Origin of the sequence: Bacillus cereus group sp. RP32 (assembly GCF_040459735.1) — a bacterium.
Classification (GTDB): domain Bacteria; phylum Bacillota; class Bacilli; order Bacillales; family Bacillaceae_G; genus Bacillus_A; species Bacillus_A wiedmannii.
This window is the reverse complement of sequence record NZ_JARVHO010000001.1, coordinates 3,608,368-3,622,487: the sequence shown is the minus strand read 5'-3', so window position 1 is coordinate 3,622,487 and position 14,120 is coordinate 3,608,368. Positions and strand designations below refer to the sequence as shown.

The following is a 14,120-nucleotide window of genomic DNA, read 5'->3' as shown; positions in this document are numbered from 1 at the left end:
GAGAAGAAAAATGACAAAAAAACCTTATAAAGTAATGGCTCTATCAGCACTTATGGCAGTATTTGCAGCAGGAAATATCATGCCAGCTCATACGTATGCAGCTGAAAGTACAGTGAAACAAGCTCCAATTTATGCGGTAGCAAAAGCATATAATGACTATGAAGAATACTCATTAGGACCAGAAGGCCTAAAAGATGCAATGGAAAGAACAGGTTCAAACGCTTTAGTAATGGATCTGTACGCTTTAACAATTATTAAACAAGGGAATGTTAACTTTGGTAATGTATCCTCTGTTGATACGGCTCTAAAAGGGAAAGTAATTCAGCACCAGGATACAGCTAGAGGAAATGCGAAACAATGGTTAGATGTATTAAAGCCGCAGCTTATTTCAACGAATCAAAATATCATTAACTACAATACGAAATTCCAAAACTATTATGATACGTTAGTTGCTGCGGTGGATGCGAAGGATAAAGCGACTCTTACGAAAGGGTTAACTAGATTATCAAGTAGTATTAATGAAAATAAAGCGCAAGTAGATCAGTTAGTAGAAGACTTAAAAAAATTCCGAAACAAAATGACGTCCGATACGCAAAACTTCAAAGGTGATGCAAATCAAATTACATCTATATTAGCTAGTCAAGATGCTGGAATTCCGCTTCTGCAAAATCAAATTACAACGTACAATGAAGCAATTAGTAAATATAATGCAATTATTATCGGTTCATCTGTTGCAACAGCACTAGGACCAATTGCAATTATCGGTGGTGCAGTAGTTATTGCTACAGGTGCAGGAACGCCGCTAGGAGTCGCATTAATTGCAGGTGGTGCAGCAGCTGTAGGCGGTGGTACAGCTGGAATCGTATTAGCGAAGAAAGAACTTGATAATGCACAAGCTGAAATTCAAAAAATAACAGGACAAGTTACAACTGCCCAATTAGAAGTAGCTGGGTTAACGAACATTAAAACACAAACGGAGTATTTAACAAATACAATTGATACTGCAATTACAGCGTTGCAAAACATTTCAAACCAATGGTACACAATGGGATCAAAATACAATTCTTTACTTCAAAATGTAGATTCAATTAGTCCAAACGACCTTGTTTTCATTAAAGAAGATTTAAACATTGCGAAAGATAGCTGGAAAAACATTAAAGACTATGCAGAAAAGATTTATGCTGAAGATATTAAAGTAGTAGATACGAAAAAAGCATAATCGGATACGAATCGTTAGAGCGTTAAGTATTGATGAGTGATTTGAAGCTCCTGTTCAGTTGTGAGCAGGAGCTTTTTATACCCTTATAAAGAAAATAGGTGAAAAGTATGCAGAAACGATTTTATAAAAAATGTCTTTTAACGTTAATGATTGCTGGAGTGGCAACGAGTAACGCATTTCCTTTACATCCTTTTGCAGCAGAACAAAACGTAAAAACATTGCAAGAAAGTGCGGAAAATTATTCGCTAGGGCCAGCTGGATTCCAAGATGTTATGGCGCAAACGACATCGAGCATATTTGCAATGGATTCATATGCAAAATTAATTCAAAATCAGCAAGAGACTGATTTGAGTAAAATAAGTTCCATTAATAGTGAGTTTAAAGGAAATATGATTCAGCACCAAAGAGATGCAAAAATTAACGCAGCGTATTGGTTAAATTATATGAAGCCTCAAATTATGAAAACAGATCAAAATATTATTAATTACAATAATACTTTTCAAGCGTATTATAATAGCATGCTAGTAGCGATTGAACAAAAGGATAGTGGAAAATTAAAAGCGGATTTAGAAAAGTTGTATGCGGATATTGTAAAGAATCAAAATGAGGTAGATGTATTATTAGGGGATTTGAAAGCTTTTCGCGATAGAATGGCGAAAGACACAAATAGTTTTAAAGAGGATACAAATCAATTAACAGCAATTTTAGCAAGTACGAATGCTGGCATTCCAGCTCTAGAGCAACAAATAAATACATATAACGATTCAATCAAAAAGAGTAATGATATGGTCATTGCTGGTGGCGTACTTTGCGTAGCACTAATAACATGTCTTGCTGGCGGACCGATGATTGCGATTGCGAAAAAAGATATCGCAAATGCAGAAAGAGAAATCTCCAATTTAAAAGATAGAATTTCTGGCGCACAAGCAGAAGTGGCAATATTGACAGATGTAAAAAATAAAACAACAAATATGACTGAAACAATTGATGCAGCAATTACAGCATTGCAAAATATATCAAATCAATGGTATACAGTAGGGGCAAAGTATAATAATTTACTGCAAAACGTAAAAGGAATCAGCCCTGAAGAATTTACCTTCATAAAAGAAGATTTACATACAGCGAAAGATAGCTGGAAAGATGTAAAAGATTATACAGAAAAATTACATGAAGGCGTGGCGAAGTAAACAGTGGACTAGTTCTGCTGTTTATTTTTTATCCTGTTTTTTGTGAGAGGTGGACTTGTTATTTAATATATAAATTTGCTGTGTTTTTTTATTGATGTAGCTTTGGGGTAATGTTTAATCAAATCGATACTAATAACCTAGATATACTTCTGATCAAGCTTTTTATATTTAATGTTTTAATGAAAAAAGCTATACTGTAAGTAAAATTAAAAATTGGAAAGGAAATACTAGAACATGGAAAATTATTTATTATTTATCCTTACAGCACTGTTAATCATAATAATGCCTGGTCCTGGTTTTGCACTAGTTACAAAAAACACTATCTCGCATGGTAAAAATGGTGGGATAAAGACTGTCTTAGGAACGATATCTGGAATGATGATTCATACAATAATGGCCACGCTAGGACTCTCTGCCATTCTAATGAAATTTGCTATGTTATTTACATTTATAAAATATGCTGGGGCTTTTTATTTAATTTACTTAGCTGTAAAGTCAATTAAAAGTGCCTTACATAAAAAAGAAGATATGTCAGGTTCAGTAGAAATGGACTCTAAGGATGTTGGGGCAATTAAAAGCTTTAGACAAGGATTTACTACGGCAATTTTAAACCCAAAAACTGCTGTGTTTTTCCTTAGTTTTTTACCCCAATTTATTGTGAGTAATCAAAATCATTTCCTCCAATTTCTTTTATTAGGAGTCACATTTACGACTTTGACAGCAATATGGTATTTACTTTATATCTCACTCATACGTCAATTAAGAACTTTTTTAAGAAAAGAAAGAGTGAACCGTACAATAGAGGGTATTACGGGAGCAGTATTATTAGTATTTGGAGTGAGGTTGTTTTTCCAAAAATAAATATGTATATGAAAAGAGAAATAAATAATGGTGGTTATTTCTCTTTTCATTTATTCTAAAGCTACCATTTCACAATTTTATAATGATTTTAAGGTAGGGAAGTTGATCTTTTTCTCGGATAATTGGCATTATTAACCTCTTATATCAAAGTTGAAATTATTTATATAACAAAATCGGAACCTATCATATTTCATAATAGGTTCCTTCTTTAAATGCAAAACTTAAAATGTATCAGGTTATACTTCGAATCGTTTCCGTTTCCATAAAAATCTTATAAAGTTGAATTTCTTGTTATATTTTAGCTTGATGCTGATGAGATACCATCATCCAAATTTTTTTATGATTCAATTTAGGATGAATAATTACTGTCGTTTGATAGGTGTTGCATAATAATTAAAAGCTAAATCCAGCAAAGCACTTGCTTCTTGACGCAGTAACAAATCCTTCGGACGGAAAATAAAGGATCCGTCAGCATTGATGGGAGTATCAGGGTCTAGAATTCCTTGGGAGGCAAGTGCCTGAATCGATTGAACTGCCCAGTCATCTGCGGCATCCAGTAATTTAACTTCAATAGCTTTGTCAGGTTGAATCGGTTTCAAGTTTTGAATTTGCTTAACGTTTTGAATCATGGTTGCTGCGACCTGGCGGGTAATCGGAGTAGCACGATTATACTCTGGAATTCCATTCATAATTTTTTTCCTTGCCTCTTTTGATTCATCTGGAAAACCGTTCCATCCATGAGCAAGTAACAACGTATCCGCAAACTCTCCTTGTGTCATGGTTTCCATCGGGTTGAATAGATTACCTGTTTTAGCACCCATAATATTTAGAGCATGAAGGTTATCAATGTGACTTTTATAGTTACTCTTTTGTGGAACGTCATCAAAAGGTGGTTTGTTGTTAATTTTCTGAGCATCTGCTACAAAATCAAGGCTTTTAGGAGAATTGTAGTGAAAATATGTGATTTCTCCAGCTGAATTCTTTTTGAAAGCAACTTTGTTGCCTTCCGAATCTTCAAATAACAACGGATGAATCATTTTGAGAACTTGTTTTCCAGTTATTCCACCCTCCATGACTAAATTCCCATTTTCATAAGTAAAATGAGTGCGAATCGTAGCGAAACGCGTATTTTGGAATAAGCCCAAGTATTTATGAGCTTCTTTCTCCTCTAACGGGAGATAACTTGTTTTTACTTCATTCTTCTTAGCTGGGAAATAGTGATCCATGAGAGCTTCATATACGTCTATACTCATCATTGAATCATTATTATAAGACATGAAGAATGCTGTTTTTTGTTCGGGCACTAAAATCATCAGTGATTGATGTCCAGGCATACTTCCCCCTTTCATTACAACGTGTTGACCGTTAGCAAATTTATTAAAAGGTGTCTCAAACCCAATTGTCGCAACAGGGTTGGTCTTATCATCAAAAACTTGATAGGCATGCATCATATCTATGCTTTTTTTGCTTACAATTTCTTTGTCTTTAAACTTTCCTTTCTGTAGTTGCATAATCATGTATTTTGACATGTCTTCTGCGGTAGATAAAATGCTTCCTTGTGGTGTATCCCTTAAACCGCTCCCACTTGTTGGGATCGGTTCGCCAGTGGGACCATAATGTGTAGCCATTCTTTCTATAAGTTCAGGTGTGAAGCTCATACTTGTAGATTTCATATCTAATGGTTTGAAAACATTATTTTCCATATATTTGGAGAAAGGGCTGTTAGTAACATTCTCTACTGCAAACCCTGCGAGCGCAAATGAGACGTTATCATACGTATAAACTTCCCCTGGCGGCCGTACCACCGTTGGCATGTGTTTAGAGAAAAATTCCTTCATTGGTATGCTGTTTTCGTCATCGGTATATTCAGGTCCAGTTATATTTGTAAGGTCGGGAAAATCAAATCCGCTGGTATAAGTGAGCATATCAAACAGTGTTACAGGTTTCCCTGTTTGATTAGGTATTTGTAATCCACCAAGATATTTTTGTACGTCTTGATCTAGTTTAATATTTCCTTTATCGACTTGTTGCATCACAGCCAAGGCAGTAAAAGTTTTTGAGACTGAAGCAATTTGAAAGACCGTGTCCTTAGTAACGGGAATTTTCTTTTCTTTATCAGCATATCCATACCCTTTATTAACAACAACCTTTCCATCATGAACGACGACAAAACTAGAACCATTCACATTATACTTCTTCATTTTTTCCTCGAATAATGGATCAGCAAAAGATTCTATTTCTTTTTTATTATTGGGTCCTTTCGTCATTTCAATATTAGTTGTGGATACCGATGGTTTTGATGTTTCTCTTTCTAATGATTGTTGAGAACATGCAGAAATCATGGTTGAAGAAGAAAGAAGAATTGTAACGATACCCAGTTTGTTAATTGCTTGTTTCATTTTTGTACGCTCCTTTATTTAATTGAGATTTTTTGTTAGCTCAACGAGTTAGCGACTCACTAGCTTATGAACAGAGTGTAGCAAGCGGCGAGTCATAGTCGATAGTGAACTTTTGTCATATTTATAAAGAAAAACAAAAATTGAGTGGATGAGGCTGTATTGATAGTTATGTCATAAAAGTTATGACATTTTGACACTAACGTATGTGACAGAAAAACCCTTAGAATCAAGGAGCAGTTTATTACCCATTAATAATAAATGAGGAGGGAAGAGCTTCATTGTGTATGTTAAAAAATAAAGAGGCGTGAAAGAGGAAACAGGTATGACCTATTTATGAAAAACAAGCCAGTAACAAGAGTGTTTCAAGGATAAAGTAATTTCTAGGGTTAACAATTAACGTACATGTGGAAAAAGAGGGACTTACTTAGGACAGAATGGAGTTTGTAAAAATAATGATTATGAATATGATTACGAATTCAATTCTGGCTTGTAGTCATTGGTGGAGGTAATAGCTGTGTGATTAATACGAAACAGCAAGTAACTAACGATACAATTTAAATAGAGGAGAGGATACTTTATGAAAACAAGCAGTAAAATTACATGTGCAAGTCTATCACTTTTAATTGCTGGAAGTTCCCTGTTAACACCAGCCTCAATTGTAAAAGCAGAATCCACGCAAAATGTATCTAGTTCGTTACAAACAGGTACTCAAAGCAATCGTACTTCCGTTAAGAAGGCAATGCGGGATGCACTGCAACTTGGATACCCTGGAATTCTCGCTCAAATTTCTAAGGGCGGTAAAACGTGGAGTTATGCCGCTGGTATAGCGGATCTGAGAACCAAGAAGCCAATGAAAACAGATTTTCGCTTTCGCATTGGTAGTACGACGAAGACATTCATTGCAACAGTGCTACTTCAATTAGCTGGAGAAAACCGCTTGAATTTAGACGACTCCATTGAAAAATGGTTGCCTGGTGTTATTCAAGGAAACGGATATGATAGTAACCAGATTACTATCAGACAGATATTGAATCATACAAGTGGTATCGCTGAATACACAAAGTCAAAAGACTTTGATATGAAAGATACAAAAAAAGCGTATACAGCTGAAGAATTCATAAAGATGGGGATTTCTCTTCCTCCAGACTTTGCTCCAGGAAAGGGCTGGTCTTATTCAAACACAGGATACGTATTACTGGGTATCCTTATTGAAAAAGTAACTGGAAATAGCTATGCGGAAGAGGTTGAAAGTCGAATTATTGAACCTCTTGAATTGTCAAATACATTCCTACCTGGCAATTCAACGGTTATTCCAGGCACCAAGCATGCCCGTGGATATGAAAGATATGACGGAGAAAGTGAGCTAAAAGACGTTACTTATTCTAACCCAGGTAGCTCGGATGGAGATATAATTTCTACTGCTGACGATTTAAACAAATTTTTCTCTTACTTACTCAGTGGCAAATTACTGAAGGAACAGCAACTAAAACAAATGCTTACTACAGTTCCTACAGGAACAGAAGGAATCGATGGATATGGTCTTGGAATCTATGAAACTAAACTTCAAAACGGTGTCTCGATATGGGGACACGCAGGCGGTGTTCCAGGGTTTTCTACTTTTGCTGGAGGCACACTTGGAGGCGAGCATACATTGGCTATCAATTTGAATGGCCATAAAACTAGTCGTTCTGATCCTTTTAAAAATATTTTACTTGCAGAATTTAGCAAGTAGGTAAAAAGGAAAACCGGATAAATTTTGTAATAGTTTTTATAGTTGAAAATATACCTTTCTGGTTCAAAAAAACAACTTCCTTTAAAATTTTTCTTGAAATTAAGGGGGTAAATACTATTAAGCTAATAAAACAAAATTCTTCGTAACATAAAAAAACGTTATTCTTTCTCTAGAATCATAGGAAAGGATAGCGTTTGTTTACATTTAGGGGTATCACCACATTGCTATCAAGCTAAGACTTTTAATTGCCCCCATAACGAAAAGTTTACTCTCTACAGTTATTTATGAGATTTTGGTTCACTTTTTCTTTTTGGGAAACAATTAATTTCTTAAGTTGATGGGTACGTATGATTCCCCTATATAACAAAATAGGAACCTATCATATTTCATAATAGGTTCCTTCTTTAAATGCAGAAACTTCAAATGTATCGGGTTATGCTTCGAATCGTTTCCATAAAGATATTATAAAGTTGAATTTCTTGTTATATTTTGGCTTGACGATGATGGGATATCATCATCCAATTTTTTATGATTCAATTTAGGATGAATATCTAGCAAGCGACGAGTCATAGTCGATAGTTAACTTTTGTCATATTTTAAAGAACAACAAAAATTGAGTGGGATCCGGCTGTATTGATAGTTATGTCATACAAACCATGACATTTTGACACTACCGTATGTGACAGAAAAATACTTAGAATTAAAAAAGTAGTTTTTAACACATTAGCAATGAGTGAGGAGGAGAGATTTTGATGACGAAAGCATCAGCTCAAAAAACTTTGCAAGATTTTTATTTCTTGTTATTTACCTTTGTATCCGGCTTTTTTTACTTTTGTTTCTATCTAGTCAGCATTACATTTGCATTAGTAATGACGATTATCTTTTTGGGTATTCCCTTATTGGCGTGGGTGCTGCAAACAACTCACACGTTTGTTCAGTATGAACGTATTCAGACGAAAATTTATACAGATATATCGATAGATTTATTCGAACTAAGAAAAAAAAAGGAGGGAGATAAATGGATTAAAGCGAGAGATACGATCCTCAATAATAGCAACTGGAGGGCTATTTTTTGGCTCATGCAGAAATTTTTTGTCGGAATAATGAGTCTTATATGTGCTGTTTTACTGTATGTAATGCCACTAGTATGTATCGTTACACCCTTACTTTTTCGATATTTTAATATATACTTATTGGGCATAGCTGTGGATTCATGGGAGACAGCAATTTTTGTCATGATTGTTGGTTTTATTCTCATCTGGATACATAATTTTATTGGAAGCTGCTTAGTTCAAATTATTGGAATGTACACGCGTTCCATGTTTAAAGCTATAAAGGAGTGATAATTTGTTTAAGACTTTGAAACTATGGTTCTGGTATGATTGGGTCTTACTTTGTATACGTTTTATTATTTGGCTATCGTTGATATGGATGACTATCCAACAACAAGATTATTTGACAGTACCACTTTGGATCATTATTCTTTGGGAAATAGTTTCATTCTCAGTACCTTGGATTTGTTTAATGTTTAGTTATCGCTATTATTTGTTTACTGAAATAATATTATTTGGCGGAGTGTGTTTCTATTTAACTTTATTATTTCCGTCAGCGTATCTTACTTTTTTAATGCCAACTTTTATGATTGCGGCAAATAGTGCTCATAAATCTTACCGTTGGTCGGGTCCTACCACAATTATTTTATTCCCATTGCTCATTGCGATATTTTCCAAAGTAACAGATGTATGGGCAATCATCCTACAACTCAGTTTAGCTTTTGCTATGGGCTCTTTCTTTCGTTTACTGGCTATTAATTACCGTCAAAGTGAAACTATTCGAAACCAGAAACATGTATTGGAACAATACGTATCCCAAGTTGAGCGGATTACATTACTTGAGGAACGTGACAGGCTCTCAAAAGACTTACACGATACGATGGGGCATTCCTATACCTCAATTATTATGGGGATGGAAACATTACGTATGGAATTAAAGTCTAAAGAAGGAGAGCAACAGCTCGATTCATTATTACAATTGGCCCGTAACAGTATGGAAGAAGTAAGACTGTATTTACATCAATTGGATTTATCACAAGAATCGCTTCCCTTAGCTGTCACATTACAACAATTGACAGAGGAATTTAAGAAACATGCAAAAGTAAATGTACGTACTCGAATAATAGGGGAAGAGTATATGGCTTCAAAACAATCAAAAATGACACTATATCGGAGCTTGCAGGAATCACTAACAAATGCTGTTCGCCATGGGCATTCCACAGAAATCATTGTGTCACTCCACTTTGAACCACAACAGATAAGATTGGATGTACAGGATAATGGCTGTGGGGTAGAAGAGTGGAAGGATGGCTTTGGATTAACTGCAATGAAAGAGCGTGTGAGTCAGTCGCAAGGAAGAGTCATTATTTATTCCAAAAAGGGGGAAGGGACGTTAATTTCATGTGTTTTACCGAAACAAGTACAACTGTCTAATGAACAAATCCGTCTGTGTATTGTCGATGATCATTCTTTTATCCGAGAAAGTCTTCATACAATTTTGGATGGACAGGAGGATTTACAAGTAGTGGGAATGGCTGAAGATGGAGAACGGGCTTTGGAATTGTGTGAGAGACTAAAACCAGATGTAGTATTAATGGATTTAGAGATGCCAAATCTGGATGGGATTCATGCGACTAAAATGATTAAGGAAAAATGGCCGGATATTCGTGTACTCATTCTGTCAACCTTTCAGAATACAGAAAGGGCAAAAGAAATCATACGAAATGGTGCGGATGGATATGTATTGAAATCCATAGATTCGCGTGAACTAGCTGAATCAATTCGTCTAGTCTATCGAGGAGGCACGATGATTAATCATGACCTGTTCCATAGAATGTGGGAAGAAAATGAAGAAACAGGATTATTTGAATCAAGATCAGGTGGAAAAGAGTATGGATTAACGAAACGAGAACTAGAGATTTTGGAACTATTATCACAAGGAAGTCGTTATAAAACAATAGCTTCGAAACTTTATTTGTCAAACGGAACGGTAAGAAATTATGCCTCCAATCTCTATGAGAAGCTCGGAGTTAAAAATCGAGAAGAAGCCGTACAAAAGGCAAAAGAAACAGGATTACTTTCTTGACACTCTCACTTGAACCAGTTAGCTGAAGTCAATAGTGGAACTTACAGATAATGCAGGGCATCACTACCCAATATTACATTTGAAACTACAATGAAAAATAAAGAGTTGGAAATCCCCTGCTTTTTTGTGAATATAGTCTAATATAATTTAGTTGTTTAAAATGGGTATTCGGATTTTCATATCGAAAAAGTAAAATAGATATTTTGGTCAATAACACCTGTGATTTAGATGTTATTGACCCCATTTCGAAAATATCTATTACGTTTCCATGAGTGGTTTTGGAATTGAAAGAGTTACTTCCGTAAAGTCGGGGATAATAGCACTCACTAAATTCAAGCTCTTTATAAAGACAAGAATTTAGAAACTAAAGAAGTTAGTGTGAGGGTGCTTTATTGTAGTCAAATTAAAATATGTCGTTTTGAGTTGAAGTAAAATGTGTAATATAATTCTAAAATTTAAATTATATTGGAATGATGCAAAAGATAATCCAAAACTGAATTATACAAGTAGGTCTGTGCAATCAGCCTGAAGATGGTCATCCCGTTGCTGGAGTTCATAATCCGATACAGAGTCCAATTGGATTCAATATGAGAAAGATAACAGGTTAATATATTTCTAATCATTTAAAGGGAAGGGTATGTGATTGAGGTGAATAATACATATAATGAAAAGACGCATACATCGATTAAACAATTATTAAAAAAGTTTTCATCAAAAGCTCCTGGCTTTGCATATATTGCTAGTTTCGATAGCGGAGTAACTTATAAAGGTGCAGTTGGCCTAGCTTCTATAGAGAAAAATCTACCCATAACTACCAAAAATGTTTTTAATATTGCCTCAGTTTCTAAACAATTCACAGCATTTTCTATATTACTCTTAGAACAAGAGGGGAGATTGAGTTTAGATGATTCAATTGTAAAGTTTGTCCCTTCTATAGGAGCATATGCTGAACCTGTAACATTGAGACACCTAATTCATCACACTGGTGGACTAGTTGATTATATGGAATTGGCTGAAGCAGCAAATATTAAATATACTGATACATTAACTGTGGAAGAATCGCTAGAACACCTTAAAAGTCATCAAATTGCAATGTTCCCAGTTGGAACAAAATTTGAGTATAGCAATACAGGATATTTTTTATTATCACAAGTGATAGAGAAGGCAAGTGGCAAGTCTCTATGTCAGTTTACAAAGGAGCGTATTTTTGATCCTTTAAATATGGGGACCACAATAATTGTAGATTACTACCCAACTACTATATCAATTGCTAGGGGCTATTCGAAGAATGAGCAAGGAACATATAAAATTTATGAAAGTCCTTGGGAACATACAGGGGATGGGGCAGTTCATACAACAGTTGAAGATCTGGTAAAATGGGGAGAACATTTAACGACAGGTACCGTTGGTGGAAAAGACCTCGTTAAAAGAATGAGCGAAATAGGTCCGAAAATTTCTCCAACTGGAGAGACGATTATTGATAATGAAGATTATGCTTTTGGGCTGAGGGTTGCAGAAGGTTTTAACTGTCCATACCTGGAACATTCAGGAAGCTGGGCAGGTTATCGTTCACACTTCATGCGGTTTCCAAAAGAATATTTGTCTGTTGCGGTACTAAGTAACTATGCTGAATTTGACTCTAAAAAATATGCTAATGAAATAGCAGCAATTGTTTTAGAAAAGTAAAAAATAGAGCTTAGAATACAGTATTTGGATTTGGTTTATCCCACGTTGTTTTATATTGTTTAAAAGAATTTACCTTACACTTTCTCAAAATCCAATCAAAAAAACGGAAATAACCTTAGAATTGGATTATTTTTTGAATATCCTGAATAAAAACTAAGGTTGTTGCGGTAATATTACAAATCGAGTACCCCTGCATTCTCATTTTTATTTAATAAGAATGCAGGGATATAATAAATACAAAATTTGCGTTTTTGGGGATAGCTTTTCTTGGCTTGATGTGGTATCGCTACATCAAGCTAAAGTTAGGTCTTTCGTGAACTTCCTTCGGTGTTACCTACATGCTTGATAACTTGTTTATCTTTTTTGAAAATAATACCTATCTAATTTTATTTGGCATGGTCATTTTTAAAGGGAAAAAGTGTTTTCAGGATTTTTAGTTTATTTAAACGAAAATTCACTTTGTTTTCATTCTTAAGTTGATGGGAATGGGATCACCATTACAATGCGAATTTCGCACGCTAAGGAACTTCTATGTTAATAAACTTGGTTTTACCGTACATTAAGGAAGCTCCATAAACGATATTTAATGTTTGTTATTGAATGGCTTTGTTATCGTTACTACAGAAAAAGCAAAAAAGAATGAATTAAATATAAATCGATTTACATGTTTCAAGCGTATCTATATTGAGTTTGTAAATCTACACAATAAGTTTTCATTGTATATAATAAGTGTAGCAGAAGTTCAGTTAGATAAAATTCGGTAGTCGAAATTTCTTGTATAAAGCTGTATAATGCTTGTAACGAAAGGGAAATACAGGAAGGGATTTGTAATGAATTACTATGGAAAAAGATAAACAACAGTTAAGCGTTGAAGTTGCAAGATTATATTATCAATCAGATTATAGTCAGCAAGAAATTGCTAACAAATTAAATATTTCAAGACCGACGATTTCTAGACTATTAAAGTACGCGAAAGAAAAAGGATTTGTTCAAATTAGCATAGCCGATCCATTTGCTGATTTAGATAACGTTGGAAATTTACTAAAAGAAAAGTACAACTTGTTAGAGGCACATGTCGTATTTTCTCCAGTGCCAGAATATGCAACGATTACAGAATATATTAGTAAATATGCAGCTGAGTATATGGAAAAGACGGTTAAAACTGGTGATATCGTTGGTGTAAGCTGGGGAATGACGATGTATGAAATCGCTAGAAAAATTGTACCACAACATGTAAAAGGTGTAGAAGTTGTTCAGTTAAAAGGTGGTATTAGTCATTCGAGTGTAAATACATATGCGAATGAAACGATTGCTTTATTTGCAGATGCTTTTCAAACGACACCAAGAAATCTACCCCTTCCAGTTATATTTGATAATGCAGTGACAAAAGAATTAGTAGAGCAGGATCGACATATTCATCACATTATCGAAATGGGGAAACAAGCGAATGTTGCAATTTTCACTGTAGGAACAGTGAGAGACGAAGCACTATTATTCAGATTAGGTTATTTCGATAAGGATGAAACGAATTTGCTCAAAAAACAATCGGTCGGTGACATTTGTTCACGTTTCTTTGATGGAGACGGAAAGATTAGTAGCGAAGAGATTAATCAGCGTACAATTGGAATTGAGTTAGAAGAACTGAAATTAAAGAAACGTTCTATTTTAGTTGCTGGTGGTAATAGAAAAATAAAAGCAATTGATGGTGCGTTACGTGGCGGGTATGCAAATGTATTAATTATCGATCAGCATACAGCAAAAGAATTGTTACATTATCAAAAAGGTTAGAAATAAAAGGCTTTCTCAAGATGTTAATTTTGAGAAAGCCTTTTATTTTGTTATGTATGAATTATGGGAGTGTTTTTTGAATACAAATTGCCTTTTTAAAAATAATTATG

At 34.6% G+C, this 14,120-nt stretch carries 9 protein-coding genes; 8 read left to right on the top strand and 1 reads right to left on the bottom strand.

Annotated features, from left to right (window positions below; translation table 11 throughout):
* Positions 1 to 10: 10 nt before the first annotated feature.
* The 3 genes from nheB to QCI46_RS18555 all read left to right on the top strand — a co-directional run bounded on the left by nheB (position 11) and on the right by QCI46_RS18555 (position 3,267).
* Positions 11 to 1,219 (top strand): non-hemolytic enterotoxin NHE subunit B, encoded by a 1,209-nt coding sequence (nheB, locus tag QCI46_RS18565; protein ID WP_353841102.1) that lies wholly within the window; start codon positions 11 to 13, stop codon positions 1,217 to 1,219.
* A 107-nt stretch (positions 1,220 to 1,326) separates the two neighbouring features.
* Positions 1,327 to 2,406, top strand: coding sequence for a non-hemolytic enterotoxin NHE subunit C (gene nheC, locus QCI46_RS18560; RefSeq protein WP_061673168.1), 1,080 nt, complete (start codon positions 1,327 to 1,329; stop codon positions 2,404 to 2,406).
* A gap of 234 nt (positions 2,407 to 2,640) precedes the next feature.
* Positions 2,641 to 3,267 (top strand): LysE family translocator, encoded by a 627-nt coding sequence (locus tag QCI46_RS18555; RefSeq protein ID WP_353841101.1) that lies wholly within the window; start codon positions 2,641 to 2,643, stop codon positions 3,265 to 3,267.
* Positions 3,268 to 3,629: 362 nt separating this feature from the next.
* Here the strand turns inward: QCI46_RS18555 and QCI46_RS18550 are convergent, their stop codons facing one another.
* Positions 3,630 to 5,666 (bottom strand): serine hydrolase domain-containing protein, encoded by a 2,037-nt coding sequence (locus QCI46_RS18550; RefSeq protein ID WP_353841100.1) that lies wholly within the window; start codon positions 5,664 to 5,666, stop codon positions 3,630 to 3,632.
* A 577-nt stretch (positions 5,667 to 6,243) separates the two neighbouring features.
* On the opposite strand from QCI46_RS18550, the gene QCI46_RS18545 reads away from it, so the two are divergent.
* From QCI46_RS18545 to QCI46_RS18525, 5 genes are all read left to right on the top strand, one after another.
* Complete coding sequence (locus QCI46_RS18545; RefSeq protein ID WP_353841099.1) at positions 6,244 to 7,398, top strand: serine hydrolase domain-containing protein; 1,155 nt, start codon at positions 6,244 to 6,246, stop codon at positions 7,396 to 7,398.
* A 752-nt stretch (positions 7,399 to 8,150) separates the two neighbouring features.
* Positions 8,151 to 8,741 carry a sensor domain-containing protein gene (locus QCI46_RS18540; protein ID WP_353841903.1) on the top strand — a complete coding sequence of 197 codons (591 nt, stop codon included), beginning with the start codon at positions 8,151 to 8,153 and terminating at the stop codon, positions 8,739 to 8,741.
* Between the two features lie 4 nt (positions 8,742 to 8,745).
* On the top strand, positions 8,746 to 10,536 hold the full coding sequence (locus QCI46_RS18535) for a response regulator (protein ID WP_353841098.1): 1,791 nt from the start codon (positions 8,746 to 8,748) through the stop codon (positions 10,534 to 10,536).
* 648 nt (positions 10,537 to 11,184) lie between these two features.
* Positions 11,185 to 12,222: a serine hydrolase domain-containing protein gene (locus QCI46_RS18530; RefSeq protein WP_353841902.1), complete on the top strand. Its 1,038-nt coding sequence runs from the start codon at positions 11,185 to 11,187 to the stop codon at positions 12,220 to 12,222.
* Between the two features lie 840 nt (positions 12,223 to 13,062).
* Positions 13,063 to 14,010, top strand: coding sequence for a DNA-binding transcriptional repressor DeoR (locus QCI46_RS18525; RefSeq protein WP_353841097.1), 948 nt, complete (start codon positions 13,063 to 13,065; stop codon positions 14,008 to 14,010).
* Positions 14,011 to 14,120: the final 110 nt, after the last annotated feature.

Excerpts from the sequence above, each read along its gene's own strand:
- QCI46_RS18540 (WP_353841903.1), top strand. The coding sequence starts at position 8,151 with ATGACGAAAGCATCAGCTCAAAAAACTTTGCAAGATTTTTATTTCTTG.
- QCI46_RS18555 (WP_353841101.1), top strand. The coding sequence starts at position 2,641 with ATGGAAAATTATTTATTATTTATCCTTACAGCACTGTTAATCATAATA.
- QCI46_RS18550 (WP_353841100.1), bottom strand. The coding sequence starts at position 5,666 with ATGAAACAAGCAATTAACAAACTGGGTATCGTTACAATTCTTCTTTCT.
- QCI46_RS18525 (WP_353841097.1), top strand. The coding sequence starts at position 13,063 with ATGGAAAAAGATAAACAACAGTTAAGCGTTGAAGTTGCAAGATTATAT.
- nheC (WP_061673168.1), top strand. The coding sequence starts at position 1,327 with ATGCAGAAACGATTTTATAAAAAATGTCTTTTAACGTTAATGATTGCT.
- nheB (WP_353841102.1), top strand. The coding sequence starts at position 11 with ATGACAAAAAAACCTTATAAAGTAATGGCTCTATCAGCACTTATGGCA.
- QCI46_RS18545 (WP_353841099.1), top strand. The coding sequence starts at position 6,244 with ATGAAAACAAGCAGTAAAATTACATGTGCAAGTCTATCACTTTTAATT.